This window comes from Caulobacter sp. AVps16 (assembly GCF_058681455.1).
In genome coordinates this window covers 1,063,953-1,081,244 of sequence record NZ_CM178739.1, presented here as the reverse complement: position 1 = coordinate 1,081,244, position 17,292 = coordinate 1,063,953, and the positions used below count along the sequence as shown (strand labels likewise).

Annotated in this window: 18 protein-coding genes; 14 read left to right on the top strand and 4 right to left on the bottom strand. The window is 65.2% G+C overall.

Features of this window, described 5'->3' with window-relative positions:
• The first annotated feature begins 185 nt into the window (after window positions 1-185).
• The 8 genes from ACW17U_RS05155 (at window position 186) to ACW17U_RS05120 (ending at window position 5,632) form a co-directional block, all read left to right on the top strand.
• The gene (locus tag ACW17U_RS05155) at window positions 186-1,388 is read left to right on the top strand and encodes a pyridoxal phosphate-dependent aminotransferase (RefSeq protein ID WP_492055095.1); all 1,203 of its coding nucleotides are present in this window, start codon (window positions 186-188) and stop codon (window positions 1,386-1,388) included.
• 104 nt (window positions 1,389-1,492) lie between these two features.
• Window positions 1,493-1,639: a hypothetical protein gene (locus ACW17U_RS05150; protein WP_166504218.1), complete on the top strand. Its 147-nt coding sequence runs from the start codon at window positions 1,493-1,495 to the stop codon at window positions 1,637-1,639.
• A 9-nt stretch (window positions 1,640-1,648) separates the two neighbouring features.
• Entirely contained in the window at window positions 1,649-1,912 is a 264-nt protein-coding gene (locus ACW17U_RS05145; RefSeq protein WP_062147317.1) for a hypothetical protein, read from the top strand.
• Window positions 1,913-2,098: 186 nt separating this feature from the next.
• The gene (locus ACW17U_RS05140; protein WP_492055094.1) at window positions 2,099-3,187 is read left to right on the top strand and encodes a sensor histidine kinase; all 1,089 of its coding nucleotides are present in this window, start codon (window positions 2,099-2,101) and stop codon (window positions 3,185-3,187) included.
• Window positions 3,188-3,255: 68 nt separating this feature from the next.
• Entirely contained in the window at window positions 3,256-3,837 is a 582-nt protein-coding gene (locus tag ACW17U_RS05135; protein WP_492055093.1) for a carboxymuconolactone decarboxylase family protein, read from the top strand.
• Between the two features lie 87 nt (window positions 3,838-3,924).
• Window positions 3,925-4,509 (top strand): glutathione S-transferase family protein, encoded by a 585-nt coding sequence (locus ACW17U_RS05130; protein WP_492055092.1) that lies wholly within the window; start codon window positions 3,925-3,927, stop codon window positions 4,507-4,509.
• Window positions 4,509-5,453 carry a DUF6807 family protein gene (locus ACW17U_RS05125; RefSeq protein ID WP_492055091.1) on the top strand — a complete coding sequence of 315 codons (945 nt, stop codon included), beginning with the start codon at window positions 4,509-4,511 and terminating at the stop codon, window positions 5,451-5,453. The genes ACW17U_RS05130 and ACW17U_RS05125 overlap by 1 nt, the downstream gene beginning before the upstream one ends.
• Window positions 5,454-5,455: 2 nt before the next feature.
• Window positions 5,456-5,632: a DUF4169 family protein gene (locus ACW17U_RS05120; protein WP_084745929.1), complete on the top strand. Its 177-nt coding sequence runs from the start codon at window positions 5,456-5,458 to the stop codon at window positions 5,630-5,632.
• Window positions 5,633-5,754: 122 nt separating this feature from the next.
• Here ACW17U_RS05120 and ACW17U_RS05115 read toward each other — a convergent pair whose 3' ends face one another.
• The 3 genes from ACW17U_RS05115 to ACW17U_RS05105 all read right to left on the bottom strand — a co-directional run bounded on the left by ACW17U_RS05115 (window position 5,755) and on the right by ACW17U_RS05105 (window position 9,202).
• Entirely contained in the window at window positions 5,755-6,774 is a 1,020-nt protein-coding gene (locus ACW17U_RS05115) for an alginate O-acetyltransferase AlgX-related protein (RefSeq protein WP_492055090.1), read from the bottom strand.
• A gap of 75 nt (window positions 6,775-6,849) precedes the next feature.
• A complete protein-coding gene (locus ACW17U_RS05110) occupies window positions 6,850-8,367 on the bottom strand; it encodes a tryptophan halogenase family protein (protein ID WP_492055089.1) in 1,518 nt (505 codons plus the stop codon).
• A gap of 46 nt (window positions 8,368-8,413) precedes the next feature.
• Complete coding sequence (locus ACW17U_RS05105) at window positions 8,414-9,202, bottom strand: Coq4 family protein (RefSeq protein ID WP_492055088.1); 789 nt, start codon at window positions 9,200-9,202, stop codon at window positions 8,414-8,416.
• A 70-nt stretch (window positions 9,203-9,272) separates the two neighbouring features.
• On the opposite strand from ACW17U_RS05105, the gene ACW17U_RS05100 reads away from it, so the two are divergent.
• The 6 genes from ACW17U_RS05100 to ACW17U_RS05075 all read left to right on the top strand — a co-directional run bounded on the left by ACW17U_RS05100 (window position 9,273) and on the right by ACW17U_RS05075 (window position 16,730).
• Entirely contained in the window at window positions 9,273-9,521 is a 249-nt protein-coding gene (locus ACW17U_RS05100; RefSeq protein WP_492055087.1) for a ribbon-helix-helix domain-containing protein, read from the top strand.
• A 280-nt stretch (window positions 9,522-9,801) separates the two neighbouring features.
• A complete protein-coding gene (locus tag ACW17U_RS05095) occupies window positions 9,802-12,192 on the top strand; it encodes an ATP-dependent helicase (protein WP_492055086.1) in 2,391 nt (796 codons plus the stop codon).
• 822 nt (window positions 12,193-13,014) lie between these two features.
• Window positions 13,015-13,455 carry a hypothetical protein gene (locus ACW17U_RS05090; protein ID WP_492055085.1) on the top strand — a complete coding sequence of 147 codons (441 nt, stop codon included), beginning with the start codon at window positions 13,015-13,017 and terminating at the stop codon, window positions 13,453-13,455.
• Window positions 13,456-13,509: 54 nt separating this feature from the next.
• Complete coding sequence (locus tag ACW17U_RS05085) at window positions 13,510-14,376, top strand: 50S ribosomal protein L11 methyltransferase (RefSeq protein ID WP_492055084.1); 867 nt, start codon at window positions 13,510-13,512, stop codon at window positions 14,374-14,376.
• Between the two features lie 74 nt (window positions 14,377-14,450).
• On the top strand, window positions 14,451-14,876 hold the full coding sequence (locus ACW17U_RS05080) for a hypothetical protein (RefSeq protein WP_492055083.1): 426 nt from the start codon (window positions 14,451-14,453) through the stop codon (window positions 14,874-14,876).
• A 42-nt stretch (window positions 14,877-14,918) separates the two neighbouring features.
• On the top strand, window positions 14,919-16,730 hold the full coding sequence (locus ACW17U_RS05075; protein ID WP_492055082.1) for an aminopeptidase P family protein: 1,812 nt from the start codon (window positions 14,919-14,921) through the stop codon (window positions 16,728-16,730).
• Between the two features lie 118 nt (window positions 16,731-16,848).
• Here the strand turns inward: ACW17U_RS05075 and ACW17U_RS05070 are convergent, their stop codons facing one another.
• Entirely contained in the window at window positions 16,849-17,268 is a 420-nt protein-coding gene (locus ACW17U_RS05070; protein ID WP_062147352.1) for a DUF2147 domain-containing protein, read from the bottom strand.
• Between the last annotated feature and the right edge of the window lie 24 nt (window positions 17,269-17,292).

The window sequence follows — 17,292 nt, the reverse complement described above, 5'->3', positions numbered from 1 at the left end:
TCCGGGAGCAAGCAACGCCCTCGGCGGGTCCCTGCTACCGGTAGACGCGGCTTAACCCGGCACCGAGCCTGTCGCAGAATGTCTTCAATTGATCCTGAAGCCGTCGCCCTGCGTTGCGCCCTTGGAGGTGGAGGCGTAAAGACCCCCGCAATCCTGAAAACCGGTTTCCCAGGGGAGTCCCAAGTATGTCGCTCGAGTCCGCCGCCCTGCGGCGCATCGCACCTTCGGCCACCATCGCCATCAGCGCCAAGGCGCGCGCCCTGAAAGCGGCCGGCCGTGACGTGATCGCGCTGTCCGCCGGCGAGCCCGACTTCGATACGCCGGACAATATCAAGGAAGCCGGTATTGCGGCGATCCGCGCCGGCAAGACCAAGTACACCGACCCGGACGGCATGCCCGAACTGAAGGCCGCGATCTGCGCCAAGTTCAAGCGCGAAAACGGTCTCGACTACAAGCCGAGCCAGGTCCATGTCGCCCCGGGCGGCAAGCCGGTGATCTATAACGCCCTGGTCGCCACCCTGAATCCAGGCGACGAAGTGATCATTCCTGCCCCGTACTGGGTGTCCTATCCGGACATGACCCTGCTGGCCGGCGGGACGCCCGTGCCGGTGGAAACCACCGCCGAAAGCGGCTTCAAGCTGACGCCCGAGGCCCTCGAAAAGGTGATCACGCCCCGGTCGAAGTGGCTGATCATCAACAGCCCCTCCAACCCGTCAGGCGGTGCCTATTCGCGCGCCGAACTGCAGGCCATCGCCGACGTGCTGCTGAAGCACCCGCAGGTCTGGGTTCTGACCGACGACATGTACGAGCATCTGGTCTTCGACGACTTCGAGTTCACCACCATCGCCCAGGTCGAGCCGAAGCTCTATGACCGTACCCTGACGATGAACGGCGTTTCGAAGGCCTATGCCATGACCGGGTGGCGCATCGGCTACGCGGCCGGCCCCGAGCCGCTGATCAAGGCCATGGGCAAGATGATCAGCCAGACGACCTCCAATCCGTCATCCGTTTCCCAATGGGCAGCCCTTGAGGCCCTGAATGGTACGCAGGATTTCATCAAGCCCAACGCCAAGCTGTTCCAGGAGCGCCGCGACCTGGTGGTGTCCATGCTGAACCAGGCCACTGGCCTGCACTGCCCTACCCCGGAAGGCGCGTTCTATGTCTACCCGTCCTGCGCCGGTCTGATCGGCAAGACCGCGCCCAGCGGCAAGGTCATCGAAAGCGACGAGGATTTCGCCGTCGAGCTGCTGGAAACTGAAGGCGTCGCTGTGGTCCATGGCGCAGCCTTCGGCCTCTCACCGTTCTTCCGGATCAGCTACGCCACCAGCAATGATGTCCTGGAAGATGCCTGTTCCCGGATCCAGCGTTTCTGCGGCAACGTGAAGTAATTCGGTACAATCCTCCCCTTCGGGGGAGGATTTTTCTGCGCATCGCACCCAAACCGCGTTAGGGGTCTCGCCCGTCGCGCTTCCAGCGACCAAGGAGGTCTCAAATGGCGCGTACTCCCAACTATTCCTTCGAACGTCAGGAACGCGAGCGCGCCAAGGCTCGCAAGGCCGCCGAGAAAGCCGCCGAAAAGGCCGCCGCCAAGCAGGCGCAAAATCCCGAGGGCGATCCGCCCTCATCCGACGACCAGTAAAGAACCGCCATGCCCACCTTGACGATGTACAACCACGAGACCGTAGCCCTGGATGGCGAGGCCTTCTCGGATTGCGAGTTTCGCGGTTGCCGCCTCGTCTATTCCGGCGGTGATGCTCCCACGTTCAGCGGCTGTCGCTTTGACGACTGCGAATGGAAGTTTGACGACGCCGCTGAGCGGACCCTGGCCCATCTGAAGCTTGTCTGGAACAACGGCGGCAAGGCCCCCGTTCAGGCCCTGATCAAGGAAATCACCGGCGGCGGCGGGCGATAGTCCCGCAAGGACCTGGCCTGGTGCGGTCAACACCGGGCCCACAAAGCTCCCAAAAGCGATATGTCAATCCGGCCAAACCCTTAGAAGACAGCCGTCCAGAATGGGCGTAGACTGAACCTATCGGTATTGATCCACTGCCGTCCGCGCCAAAGTTGCCGCGTCGAGGGTCGGACCCGCATCCTTCCGATGACACGACCCATACCAGGTATTGTCGACGCCCAGACCCTCGCTGAGGCTATTGTCGACACGATCCACGAGCCGCTCCTGGTCTTGGACGAACACTTCACGGTACTGGCCGCCAGCCGCTCCTTCTACGAAACCTTTCGGGTCGAGCCGCAGACGACCCTGGGCCGGCTGCTGTACGCCCTTGGAGAGGGTCAGTGGGACATCCCCGCCCTTAGGCTGCTGCTCGAGACGATCATTCCACAACACACGGCCATGGACGGCTTCGAGGTCGACTACGACTTTCCCGGCCTGGGACGCCGGACCATGTTGCTCAATGCCCGCAACGTCATCTACGCAACCAGTCCCCGCACAACCATCCTTTTGGCCTTCACCGACGTCACCGCCCGCCGCCTGATTGAGCGCGAAAGAGCGGTCCTGCTTGAGCGCACAGAGGCACTCTTGCAGCAGAAACAGGTCCTGCTGCAGGAAATGCAGCACCGTGTGGCCAACAGCCTCCAGATCATCGCCAGTATCCTGATGCTGAAGGCGCGGGCCGTGAACTCGGAAGAGACCCGGTTCCATCTCAAGGACGCCCATCAGCGCGTCATCTCGGTGGCAGAAGTGCAATCGCACCTGCATGCGTCAGAAGGCGTCGACCGGATCGAGGTTGGTCCCTATCTCAACAAGCTGTGCGCAAGCCTGGCGGCCTCGATGATCAGTGACCATCGTCCAATCGCCCTGACCGTGCTCGCCGACCACGTCTATATCCGCTCCGACAGGGCGGTGAGCGTTGGCCTGATCGTCACCGAACTTGTCATCAACGCCATCAAATATGCCTTCCCGATCGCCCGAGCCGATGCCCGGATCATGGTCACCTTCAAAGGGGACGCCGACGACTGGGAGCTGTGCGTGATCGACAACGGGATTGGTCAGGTCGCCGCGTTCGCCCCGGGCAATCCGGGCGGCCTGGGCACGGTTATCGTCCAGGCCCTGGTCAAGCAGCTCGAGGGGCGGATGGCCATCAGCACTGACCATGGCGTCCATGTCTCAATCAGGACTGGTCGGCTGGCGCTTGCCTTGCCGGAGACACACGACGAACCCAAGGTTTGACCCATGGCCCAGGCTGGGGCGATGCTGGGACCGCCGCAGCATCAGTCTGCAGGGTCGGGAGGATAGCAATGCGATTGGATCAACCGAGGGTCAAACCCCTGTCAGAGGATGCCCTGTCTCCCGAACAGGCAGACGTCCTGGCCCCATTGGGCGCGGGTGGCGTGATCCCGGCGGGCCCGGTGCTGAACATCTTTCGCACCCTGGCCCATGCGCCGAATGCCCTGAAGGCCTTCCTCGCCTGGGGCAACTACGTGCTCTCCAAGCGCAATGACCTGCCGGCCCGCGAACGCGAGATCGTCATTCTGAGGACAGGCTATCTCTGCAAGAGCGGCTACGAGTGGACGCAGCATGTCGAGATCGGCCTGCGCTGCGGTCTGACCGTTGATGAAATCGCCAGGATCAAGGCCGGTTCTGAGGCCGGTTGGTCGCGGCACGACGCCGCCCTGATCCGCGCGGCGGACGAACTGAACGCCGACCACTTCATCAGCAACCAGACCTGGTCGGAGCTGCTTGAACACTTCAGCGAAAAACAGGCCATGGATGTGGTTTTCACGGCCGGCCAGTACACCCAGGTCTGCATGATGCTCAACACCTTCGGGGTTCAGCTGGATCCGGGCCAAACCCTCGATCCCGACTTGCGCAAGACCTGATAACCACGCCGGGCGAAGTCGCGTTAAAGGTCGACTTGCCCGTCTTTTTTGTTCCTGTTACGTTCACGCATCCTAGCGGAGAGGCCGATGCTCACCCTGTTCCATGCCCCGCAGTCCCGATCGACCCGCTTCCTGTGGCTGCTCGAGGAACTGGGTGCCCCCTACGAGGTCCGGACCGTGGACATCTATCGGGCGACGACGAAGTCAGGGGCTCGCGACCCGGCCAATCCGCACCCCCATGGACAGGTGCCGGCCCTGCTGGACGACGGCGTTCTGGTGACGGAATCAGCCGCCATCGCCCTTTATCTGACCGACAAGTTCCCCGCCAACGGCCTGGGACCCCAGGTCGGGGACCCCTTGCGTGGTCCTTATCTCAGCTGGCTCGCCTACTATGCAGGCGTCCTTGAACCGGCGATCACCACGCTCTGGAAACAGCGGCAGGACGAGGCGGACCAAGCGACTTATCAGGCTCTGGATGACCGCTTGCGGACAACTCTGGAAGCCTCTCCCTGGCTGCTGGGCGATAGGTTCTCGGCAGCAGACATGATGTTTGTCAGCCTGTTGCAGTTCGCGCGGCAGATGCTGCCTCCGCACGCGGTCTATGATGACTGGCTGGCCCGGGCCAATGCGCGACCTGCCCTGGCACGAGCCCTCGCCAAGGATGCTGCCTGATGGCTCTCCGCGCACCAAGCTTCGCCCTTGCTGCCCTTGTTGCCCTTCTGGCTGTGGGAACGGCCGTCCAAGCCGATCCCGCCGTTGGAGCCAGGGTTGACGCCACCTTCGCCGATGACTCGGTCACACTGACCGAAGGCGGCAAGCCGGTTCTGGTCTATCGGACCAAGCCCCTCGCCCCATCCGTGGAACCAGGGCGGCTGAACTATGTCCACCCCCTCTATGCCCCCGATGGCACGGTACTGACCGAAGACAAGCCGGCCGACCATCTTCATCAGCGCGGCGTGTTCTGGAGCTGGCACCAGATCCTGGTGAACGGCAAGATGGTAGCCGACGGCTGGTACATGAAGGGCCTGACCTTTCATGTCCGGGAGAAGCGCTTCAAGGGGGATAGCCAGGGCGGCGGCACCCTTACAGTCAATGCCGACTGGATCGTCACGTCAGGGCCAGAACTCGACTATGTGGCCCGTGAGACCACGAAGGTCAGGGTCTTTCCGCTGAAGGACGGTAGCCGGCGCATCAATTTTGACACCGTCATCACCTCGCGCGTTGAAACCCTGGGTCTCGGCGGCAGTGACGATGCCAAGGGCTATGGCGGCTTTTCCATACGTTTGGTGCGTCCGGAGAACCTAAGCTTCGCCTCGGCGGGCAAAACCGTCACTCCTGCAGACACGGCGGTTGCAGCCGGCCCCAGCATGGGATTCGCCTGGCCCGCAGAGGCGGGTTTGCCCGCCTGGACGCTAGGCCTGACCTGCAAGGTCAATGACCAGCCGATCACGAGCTGGATCCTGCGAAGGTCCCTCTCGATGCAGAACTGCGCCTTCCCAGGCCAAACGCCCTATGTGATCAAAAAGGACGAATCCCTTCGTTTGCATCAAACCTTGATCATCCGGCCGGCGACCCCGGCCAAGGGGTCAACGGTGCCCAAACCCCCAAAGTCCTGACCATGGCCGAGATCCTCAATCTGAACCGGGCGCGCAAGGCCAAGGCCAAGGCTGATGGCAAGTCGCAAGCCGCCGAAAACCGCGCCAGGTTCGGACGTAGCAAGGCTGAAAAAGCCCTGGAAGCGGCCAGCGCAGACAAGCTCCGCCGCGACCTGGACGGGGCCAAACGCGAAGACTGAGGTCAGCCCCAAGCGCCCCTGTCGTTTCGAGAGACCCCTGTAAGCGGAAAAAACAGGCTCAAAAATCAAACCTGTAGAGCGCCGTTTAGAACTTTGGATCTCTCCGTCTGTAGCTAAGGGCTCTAGGCCAGCAGACGATTGACCGCAACGCCTCGCGGATAGGTAGCCAAAAACCGTTCGGCGACAAAATGAAGGATGACGTCGGGCTGTTCCCGATCGATCAAGTCTCCAATGACATCCCCATCATGCCAGACAAAGACTGAGCGCGAGAAATGCTGAGCCAGCAGCTCAACGCTTAGGGTCGCCGTTGAGTCCCTGAAGATCAGCGCCTTAGGCAAGGTCCTGTCTTCCTGCTCCATGATCACTGTCGCACGCCCACCGCCTCCGGGAATATAGCCTTCAGGCGTAGGCACCTGCCGGGCCCGCATACGCGCCTCCGGCAGGGTGTGCGAGATCACCAACTCCAACATGTTACCGACTCGCGCCAGCGCGGCGTCGACTTCAAACTGCGCCTTTACCGCGTCGGGCAGCTGGATCAGGACGTCGCCCTCCATCCCGGCAATAAAGTGTTGCAGGTCATTGAAGGTCAGGGGCGGTCCTACCGGTGCCCCACGGGCCTGCAGCGTCAGTATGGCCTCGCGATAGACATGGTAGGCTCCCATCCAGTTGACATGGGTATCACCGCGAAAGAACAGCAGCCCAAGGCGCTTCAGAGCGTCAAAGCGTTCGCCCAAATAGGTGACGATGTCGGGCCGCATCCGGGCCATGGCCCTGGCGGGCCTGTCCTCAAGCGTGGTCATGCCGTCGAGACCTGCGGGTAGATACTCTTGGTAGACGACGCTTTTCTCGGGGCAGATGAACATCTGGTAGAAGCGATCGCTCAGCCGGTCCGCCCGCTCGTCGAGAATGGTCTGGACCCTGCCTTGCTCATCGGCGGTCCACCGCTTGAGCCCGAACTGCCAGCTGAGAAAATCATTGGTGTCGTTGATCAGAAACACCCAGCCGCCGGGTGCAGCCAGACCCTTTGCACCGTTCTGGACGGTCTTCAGATCGCTAAGGATGGCGGAAGGTCCGGCAAGCCCATCAGCATGGGGCGCCGGCTGAACGTCCGCCTGTCTGCGGCGACCAAACTGAAATCGCATAGATCCGTCACTCCAGGGCGGGAGACGCTAGACGTTGCAAGAGTCGAGAGCAACCTGCTGCCGCCGCCTCCCCGATCACGCCTCGACAGTGTCCAGCATGTTGTTCTGGGCCAGGAAGGCCTCATGGTCTGGCATGGTCTCGACCAATTGGGCAATCTGGCGCTGGAGGGCCGCAAAGCTGGCGGCCGTGTCCTGCGGATCAGACCGGTCGGCGAGCGGATTGTAGCTCTGCGGGATCACGCCCTGTCCCAGCATGACCGCAAGCCAGGAACTCTGGGAGAAAAGCTCGTCAGGCCGCGAAACCAGCATCCCCCGGTCCCGGAAGATCGCGATGCGATCCCTCAGGCTGTCCGGAATCGGCATGCTGGCGACATAGCTCCAGAACTCGGAGTCCCGCCTTGTGGTGGCATGATAGTGCAGGATGATGAAGTCCCGCACCTCCTGGGCTTCCTCGCTGACCCGTCGGTTATAGGTGTCGATATTTACCGGACTGAATTCCCGGTCGGGAAAATGCTGCAGCAGCTTCACCAGGCCGGAATGGACCATGTGGATGCTGGTCGACTCGAGCGGCTCCAGAAACCCGCTGGCCAGGCCGAGCGCGACAACATTGCGGTTCCAGGCCTTGCGCCGGCGGCCGGTGACAAACCGCAGATGCCTCGGCTCTGCCAGGGGCGCGCCGTCCAGATTGTCCATCAGGGTCCGGGTGGCGATCTCTTCTGTCGTGAAGCGGCTGGAATAGACATAGCCATTGCCGGTGCGATGCTGCAGAGGAATGCGCCATTGCCAGCCAGCCTCGCGAACGGTCGAGGTCGTATAGGGCGTGATCGGCCCGACGCGCTCACACGGAACCGCCACCGCCCGATCAACCGGTAGCCAATGGCTCCAGTCGTCATAGCCGGTCTTGAGAGCGCCCTCGATCAGGAGGCCGCGAAAGCCGGTGCAGTCGATGAACAGGTCGGCCGAGACAGTCTGGCCGTCCTTCAGGGTCAGGCTCTCGACGAAGCCATCCTCGCTGCGCAAGGTGACGTCTATGACCTCGCCCTCAAGCCGTTTGACGCCCAGCTGTTCGCTGAAGCGACGCAGGTGGCGGCCGTAAAGAATGGCGTCGAAATGATAGGCCGAGGTGAAACGGCTCAGGGGTGAGGCCGGATCAACGGTCGGCGCGGCGACCCGGCCGCGCCGCGCAGCGTGGCCGCAGAGGGAATAGGCCCCGATGTCATCGGCCAGACCCTTGTCGCGCAGCATCAGATAGAGCTGGTGAAAGTCGCCCAGTTCGTTGTGCGGACCAAAGACGCCGAAGGGGTGCAGGTAGCGACTCTCGGCATCGCCCCAGCCCACGAACTCGATCCCGAGCTTCAGGCTGGCCTTGGTCTGCCGCATGAAGGCGGCTTCCTTCAGGCCGATCAGGGCATTGAACTGGCGGATGGCCGGAATCGTGGCCTCACCCACCCCCACAATGCCGATCTCGGCCGACTCGATCAGCTGGATCGAGCTGCCCCGGCCCAGGGCAGATCTGAGGGCGGCAGCGGCCATCCAGCCGGCCGTGCCACCGCCGACAATCACGATCGACCTTATGGCCCGCTCGTTCTGCATCCTGCGCTCCCCGCGGGCTGTTGCCGCCCCCTTGCGTCCAGGCGGTCTATGCCATGGGGGCGGCGTCGAGGCGATCACGCCGTTCAGGGGGGATGGCGAGGTAGATACTGTTGGGCTGGATCCCCAGCCGCCTGCGCGCCTCGTCGAGCGGCAGGGCGAACAGGGCCGGATAGTCGACCGCAGGCAGCCAGGCTGCGGCCTTGCCGTTTTTCCAGGCCTGGCGCACAGCGGCCCCATAGGGATGGCCATTGCGGGCCCGCGAAAACTCCCGCGCGCCGGCCAGGGCGATCGCGGCAAAGCCCAGGCTGCGGGTCTGGGCATAGGAAAAGGCGACCACGCAGACCTCGCCCAAAGCATCGGTGCTGTAGCCGGTCAGAACATGCCAGACATCGTGGACATCCCGCAGGCGCCGGCCGTACCAGGCGAGCGGATGCAAGGCGTCGACATCGTTGTCGGCCACCTTGCGGCTTTCGTCGGCCAGGCCCTCGGCCGACAGGCCACGCGGGGCGATGAAGTCCCGATAGGCCGCCCCGACCGTCCCCGGCGCGAACTGGGCCAGCCAGGCCTTGTCGGACAGGCGAAGTGCGAATTCGTCGCGCTCATAGGCGATGCGCCCGCCTTCCGGGGTCGACAGCAGACGGCGATAGCCGTTGGGAACCGCCTTGCCGGCCAGGGCCCGCATGATTTCGAACACCTGGGCGGTGTCTTCCTTGTCGGCGATCAGCCGGCGCAGGGCTTGGAGGGCCCGGATCGGCTGCAGCCGGAAGGCATCGCGCCTTTTCGGCACGAAGCCGGGCGGGGCAGCATGATCAAGGACTTGCGTGGCGGCGTTCATGAGGCATGCTCCGAGCGGACGCAACGAAGGTGACATCGCGTCACCTTTTTTCAAGAGGCAAATGGCCGCCATGGGCAGTCTCAAAAAGCGTTCGGTCAATCTGGCCGGCCACGCCACATCCTTGGCGCTGGAACCGGAATTCTGGTGGGCCCTCGAGATGGCTGCCGCAGCCGAGAGCCTGAGCATGGCCGCCCTGATCCAGCGCATCGACACCGGGCGCGGCGAGAGCCCCCTGGCTTCCGCCTGCCGGGTCTTTGCCCTCAGGCAGGCCCTCGCAGCTCAGCCCGGTCGGGAAGAGGTCGGCGACGGCAGGGGCTGAGGTTCAGGCATCGGGCTCGGCCGGGCCAATCCCGTCCGAAAGGACAGGTGTCCGGGCAGATTTGCAGACCCGCCAAGACGCCAGGCCATCATCAGGGTCAGCCCCACAACCAGCAGGCCCAGTCCGGCAAGCCAGGCCGCAGAACGGTTATGGCGGATGCGCTCGGCCATGCTGGCCTCCCCTCAACTATGCTGCCTCCTGAACGCCTTCCGGGCTGGACCGGTTCCGCAAACCGCCAAGGAGGGCTTAAGCCTCCGCCCGTCTGTGCTACATATGTTCCATGTCTTCAGGCTACGACTCGCATCCGCCCCATGGCGATCTCCCCTCCCCGCGCATCTCCGACCTCGCCCGCCCGCGCGGCCCGGGCGGCGATCCCGGCTATCTGGACGGGCTGAACCCCGAGCAAAGGGCGGCGGTCGAGACCACCGAAGGTCCCGTCCTGGTCCTGGCCGGGGCCGGCACCGGCAAGACCCGGGTTCTGACCACCCGTCTGGCCCATATCCTGTCGACGGGTCGCGCCCGCCCCTGGGAGCTTCTGGCCGTCACCTTCACCAACAAGGCCGCCCGCGAGATGCGCGAGCGGATCACCCACATCATCGGGGCCGAGGCCGAGGGCCTGCGCTGGCTCGGCACCTTCCACTCGGTGGCCGCCCAGATCCTGCGCCGCCATGCCGAGCTGGTCGGCCTGAAGTCCAGCTATACGATCATCGACAATGACGACCAGGAACGGCTGCTGAAGCAGCTGATCGAGGCCGAGAACATCGACGCCAAGCGCTGGACGCCCAAGATCCTGGCGGGGATGATCGACAACTGGAAAAACAAGGGCTGGACGCCCGATCGCGTGCCCCCCGCGGATGGGTCCGAGTTCGCCGCCGGCAAGGGCACCATCCTCTATCGTCAGTACCAGGATCGTTTGCGCATCCTCAATGCCTGCGACTTCGGCGACCTGCTGCTGCACAACATCACCATCTTCACCAGCCATCCCGACGTTCTGACCGACTACCAGACCCGCTTCAGATATGTGCTGGTTGACGAATACCAGGACACCAATATCGCCCAGTATCTCTGGCTTCGACTGCTGGCCCAGGGCCGGCAGAATGTCTGCTGCGTGGGCGATGACGACCAGTCGATCTATGGCTGGCGCGGGGCCGAGGTCGACAACATCCTGCGGTTCGAACGCGATTTCCCCGGCGCCAAGGTGGTCCGGCTCGAGCGAAACTATCGGTCTACGGAGCATATTCTGGCCGCCGCCTCGGGCCTGATCACCGCCAACAAGGACCGCCTGGGCAAGACCCTCTGGACCGACGAGGCGGGCGGCGAAAAGGTCAAGGTCAGCGGCGTCTGGGACGGCGAAGCCGAAAGCCGGATGGTCGCGGACGAGATCGAAAAGGCCAAGCGCGCCGGCCGCAAGTACAGCCACATGGCCATCCTGGTCCGGGCCAGCTTCCAGATGCGCGCCTTCGAAGAGCGCTTCGTGATGCTGCAGATCCCCTACAAGGTGGTCGGCGGGCCGCGCTTCTTCGAGCGGGCCGAGATCCGCGACGCCCACGCCTATCTGCGCCTGATCCAGTCGCCGGATGATGACCTGGCCTTTGAGCGCATCGTCAACACGCCCAAGCGCGGCATCGGCGATACCTCGGTGCAGAAACTGCTGCAGGTCGCCCGGCTGGAGAGCCTGCCGGCGGTCGAGGCGGCGCGCACCCTGGTGGGCAGCGACGAACTTCCGGCCCGAACCCGCACGGCCCTCAGCAACTTCCTGCGGGACCTGGATCGCTGGCGGGCCCTGGCCCAGACCATGCCCCACCAGCGGGTGCTCGAAGCCGTTCTGGAAGAGAGCGGCTATACTGACGCCCTGCGCCTCGACAAGGGTCCGACCAGCCAGACGCGGCTGGAGAACCTCAAGGAGCTCGTCCAGTCGATGAGCGCCTTCGATACCCTGGAGGCCTATCTGGAGCACGTGTCTCTGGTCATGGACCTCGACAAGGGGGCCGGCGACGACGCGGTCTGGATCATGACCCTGCACTCGGCCAAGGGGCTGGAGTTCCCTCTGGTGTTCCTGCCCGGCTGGGAGGAAGGCGTCTTCCCCAGCCAGCGCAGCATGGACGACAAGGGCACCAAGGGGCTCGAGGAAGAACGGCGCCTGGCCTATGTCGGCATCACCCGGGCCCGCGAAGAGGCCCGGATCAGCTTCGTGGCCAATCGCCAGGTCTATGGTCGCTGGACCAGCCAGCTGCCGTCGCGCTTTGTCGATGAACTGCCCCTGGCCCATGTCGAGGCGGCGTCCGAGACCGGCTATTATGGCGGCGGTCCAGGCATGCAGCAGACGGCGGCCTCGCGCTGGGACGATACCGGCCAGAGCGCGTTCGGCGGTTCGGGCTATGCCAGCCCTGGCTGGAAGCGGGCCCAGGACCGCATGGCCGGCGGCGGCAATTCCTGGAGCAATCCCCGCACTGGCGGCTCGGGCGGCCGCTCGGCCCCGATCGAGGGCGAAGGCCGCCTGGTGGCCGTCTCGGCCCCCTCCAGGGCCAGCGCCTTCCAGCGCGGTGACCGGGTGTTCCACGTCAAGTTCGGCTACGGCCAGGTCTCCAGCGTCGAGGGCAACAAGCTGTCGGTCGCCTTCGACAAGGCCGGCGACAAGAAGGTCATCGACAGTTTCGTTGAGAAGGCGTGACATTCAGGCTCCGGGTTAGGGTCCCGCCAGATTCGCCCCCTACGGGCTGCTGCGCATTTCATCTTCCCCCTCCGGGGGAGGACGACCTGCGAAGCAGGTCAGGAGGGGGCGAGTCTGGCTGACACAGCTCCACGCCCCCACGCGATCCCTCGCTGAGGTTCTGGAAAGGGTCGCGGAGCGTCCGGACCACGTCCGGATGAGAGATTGAAAATACCGTTTCGACGAAGCCGTCCGCTCCGCGTCACCGTTTTCCATCAGCCTCCCGCCAGGTGGCCCTGTTGAGGCCTTACCGGGACCCGGACCGCGCCGTTTCCAGCTCAGTCCGGCGGTCGAAGAGGACGGGCTTACAGCCAGACACGCCCTTTTGCCTTCAACCACGCCGACGGCGGGCGGGTCTGGCCAGCAACCAGATCCCCGGACACGCTTCAGTATCCCCCTGAAGCCCAGCCCCGCTCGATCACCCCCCGCCGCCGCAATGGTCGCTGGCCCTGCGCCCTTTCCTCGCGACGAGGTGGGTTGATTATGCGGCAGGTTTTGGGGCGTCGGACGGGCGCGGTGGTTGTTTTTACAGGGTGTTGAATAGGCTGGGGTTTGTTCGGGAAAGCACGGGGATAGAGGGCAGTCTTTCCCCGTACTAGCCCCCTACGGGCTGCTGCGCAGCCGTCTTCCCCCGGAGGGGGAAGATGTAGGGCGGCAATCTCATCTTCCCCCCGCAGGGGGGAGGACGACCTGCGAAGCAGGTCAGGAGGGGGCCAGCGGCGTCGGCCGGAAGAAATCCGCCCTCCCTACCGAACGGAACAGCGCCTCAGACGCTATCCGTCCATGGCTCTCGATCTAACGCCACTGATGACCTTCGCCGTCTCACGGCCGGTGCTGTTCGGCGCGCCGCTGGCGGCCATGCTGGGCGCGGTTCTGGGGCTGGTGTCCCAGGTCGGACCCCAGACGGCAGCCCCCGTCGAAACCCGGCCGCTCAACTACGCCGCGCTGGAAGACCGCCTCCAGCCGATCGAATGGCCGGCCGGCAAGGTCCCGGACTATGTGATCGGCACTGATTTTCTGGTCGAGGCCCGTCCGCGCGCGAAACCTCTCCGCCGCATGACACGATCGAGCCCCCGCCCATGGTCTATGTCGCGTCCGAGCCCGCGCCTCCGGTGCTGCGCGCCACCCGACCGGCACGCGACGAAACCCGCTGGCCTTCCGCCCAGGGCGATATCCTCGACCTTCGCCTGCCCGAAGACGACCCGCCAGGACCGACTTTGCTGAACTAAGCCGCCGCAAAGGCTCGCCTTTCGCCTCAGGGATCGGTACTGGAGCGGCATGACCGACTATACGCCCCAACAGATCGTCGCCCGCGGCGGCCGCCTCGACGCCGAAGCCGCCGCCGACGCCATCGACAACCACCCCGGCCTCGAAGGCGCGACCTACTCGATCCTGGAAGAGGACGAGGACAAGAACATCTGGCGGATCGACGCCTTCCCGACCACCCAGGAAGAATCCGACGGCCTTGCGAGCGTGCTGGCCGGCTACAAGGTCAAGGTGACCACCGAGGTCCTGGCCGATGCCGACTGGCTGGCCATGGCGCTGTCGGGCCTGCCGCCGGTCAAGGCCGGACGGTTCTTCGTCTATGGCATGCACGACCGCGGCCGCCTGCCGGCCAGCACGGTCAACCTGCGCATCGAGGCCGGGGCGGCCTTCGGCACCGGTCACCACGGCACCACCGTCGGCTGCCTGCAGGCCTATGACCGCCTGATCAAGGCCCGCAGCTTCAAGAAGGTGCTCGACGTCGGGGCCGGCACGGGCCTTCTGGCCATCGCCGCCGCCCGCACCGGCAGCAAGCTGGCCGTTGGCACCGACATCGACAAGCCCAGCGTCCGGATCGCCCGCGAGAATGCCCTGGTCAATCAGGCCAATGCGAAATTTGTCCACGCCTCGGGCCTGGGCCACCGGCTGGTCGCCGACAATGCGCCCTATGACCTGGTCTTTGCCAACATCCTGGCCCGTCCCCTGATCAGCCTGGCCCAGGACATCAAGCGCGCCCTGGTTCCCGGCGGCACGGTCATTCTGTCCGGCCTGCTGCGGACCCAGGAGCGGATGGTCAAGGCCGCCTATCTGTCGCGCGGCTTCAAGGTGGTCACGCGCATCCATCGCGACGCCTGGGCGACCCTGGTCCTGCAGCGCCCCTGAGCAAGGGGCCGGAACCCGCGGGCCAAAGACAACGTTTCCTAAGCCAGAACGTCCCCGGCCCAAGGAATAGCCCGATGACCTATACCGACCCCAGAGTCCCGCCGACCGAACGCGTGGTCGCGGTGCGCGAACCCAATACCACCGGCTGGATGGTGGCGGGCATCGTGGCTATTGTCGCGGTGATCGCCGTGGCCGTGATGCTGAGCCAGCGTCCCGCTGACACGACCCAGGATCAGTTGATGCAGGCCCAGGAGCAGGGCCGAAACGCCGGCATGATGGAAGGCGCTCAGTCCAGCCTCACCAGCAACGCCCAACAGGCCGCGCTTGCCGCCGAAAACGCCGCTCGCAGCGCAGCGGCCGCAGCCGACGAGGCGCGTCGGGAGACCGAACGCGCCGCCGCCAACGCCACTCAGGCCGCCAAGGACGCCACCGACCGCGCTGCAGCCCGGACGGATAGCACCGCGCCGTCGCCCGACAGCCAGCCCCCCCTGCGGCCATAATCAGCCTCTTCCCAGGCTTGGGTCGGCGGATTACATCGGGGCATGCGCCAATCCTTCGATGAATCCACCGACCCGTCCTTTGGTCCACGTCACGTTCCGCTGATCCGCGCCGCCATGGCCCGCCAGGGGTTGGATGGCTTCCTCGTGCCCCACGAGGACGAGCACCAGAACGAATACCTGCCCGCCGCCAATGATCGTCTGGCCTGGGCCAGCGGCTTTACGGGCTCGGCCGGGGCCGGCGTGATCCTTAGCGATCGTGCCGCCGTGTTTGTCGACGGGCGCTACACCCTGCAGGTCCGCGAGCAGGTCGACCAGGGGGTGTTCGAGATCCGCGACCTCGTCGAGGGCGGTGTCCCGGCCTATCTGGAGACGGCGTCTGCCGGATCGGTGATCGGCTATGACGCCCGGCTGCACAGCCCCCAGGCGCTGGACAGCCTGAAGGCCGCCGCCGCCAAGGCCGGTGCCGAACTGAAACCCGTCGCCCTCAATCCGCTGGACGAGGCCTGGGGCGCGACGCGTCCGCCTCAGCCGATTGCGCCGATCGTGCCGCAACCGGTCGAGCATGCCGGCGAGGACTCCGCCTCAAAGCGCGGCCGCATCGGCGCGAGCCTCGCAGCCCTGGGCGCCGACGCCGCGGTGATCACCGCTCCGGCCTCGATTGCCTGGCTGTTCAATGTCCGCGGCGGCGACGTGATCCGCACGCCCCTGCCCCTGTCCCAGGCGATCGTCAGCGCCGACGGCTCCGCCCGTCTGTTCGTCGATCCGGCCAAGGTCACCGAGGACTTGCCCGCCTGGCTGGGCAACCAGGTCAGCGTGGAGGCCCCGGACGCCCTCGACGCCGCCCTGGCCGACCTGGCGGGCAAGAGCGTCCTGGTCGATCCGGGTCAGTCCTCGGCCTGGTACTTCGACAGCCTGGCCGCCGCCGGGGCGACGGTGGTGCGCGGGATGGATCCCTGCACCCTGCCCCGGGCCTGCAAGAACAGCGTCGAGCTCGAGGGCACGCGCGAGGCCCATCGTCGCGACGGCGCGGCCCTGACCCGGTTCCTGCACTGGCTGGCCACCGACGGCCAGATCAACCCGCCGGACGAGAAGGAAGCCGTCACCAAGCTGGAGGCCTTCCGCGAGGCCACCGGGGTGCTGAAGGATCTGTCCTTCGACACCATTGGCGCGGCCAACGGCCACGGTGCCCTGCCCCACTATCGCCCGACCGAGCGCAGCAATGAGCGCGCGGCCCTCGGCTCTCTGCTGCTGGTCGACAGCGGCGGCCAGTATCTGGACGGCACCACCGACGTCACCCGCACCGTGGCCATCGGCCAGCCGACGGCGGAAATGGTTCAGCGCAATACGCTGGTCCTGAAGGGCCATCTGGCCATCGCTCGCCTGCGTTTCCCGGCCGGCACGACCGGGTCGGCGATCGACGCCTTTGCCCGCGCCGCCCTGTGGGCCCATGGCCTCGACTATGACCACGGCACCGGCCACGGAGTCGGGGTCTATCTCGGCGTTCATGAAGGTCCGCAGCGGATCTCCAAGGCCCCCAATACCATCGCCCTGCAGCCGGGCATGATCGTCTCGAACGAGCCCGGCTACTACAAGGACGGCGAGTACGGGATCCGGATCGAGAACCTCGAAGTGGTCATGCCGGCCGAAGACATTGCCGGCGGTGACCGCCCGATGCACCGGTTCGAAGCCCTGACCCTGGCCCCCATCGACCGCCGTCTGATCGACAAGGCCCTGCTCACGGCCGAAGAGATCGCCCAGTTCGACGCCTATCACGCCCGCGTTCTGAGAGAGGTCGGGCCGCGGGTTGAACCCGAAGTGCGGGCCTGGATGGAAGAGGCCTGCGCGCCGCTTTAGCGACGACTTGCCCCCTCCAGGCTGCTTCGCAGCCGTCCTCCCCCGTAGGGGGAAGACGCTCTCATCTTCCCCCTATGGGGGAGGAGCGCGCAGCGCGGAGGGGGCAAGAGTTCGAAACCTATTTCACCCGGTTCCAGACCTGGGTCTTGCACAGGGGCGCGACGATGCAGCCCTTCAGTTTCAGCTGAGTGTCGCTGATCATTTCCAGCGTGCCCGCATAGGTGCCGCCGTCATCGGGGTTGTACACCTTGCCGCCGCTCCACTTGGCGGGGCCGCCCGTGAAGTCCGACAGCAGCAGCAAACCCTTCAGCGTGCGCCCCTGCTGGGCGGCGTCCTTGTTGCGAATATCCTTAAGGGCCGGATTGGTGCGGATCTGGTTGGAGGTCACCAGCTTGCCGCAGAGACTGGCCCCGCAGCGGCTGATCTCTACATGTCCGCCATTGGTCGGCGTGGCCCACAGGCCGGTGACGTCAGCGGCCGAAGCCGGGCCAGCCAGCGCGCCGAGGGCCGCAAAGGCGATGAGGATGGTGCGGTTCATGGTTTTCTCCCTCGTTCGCGCTGT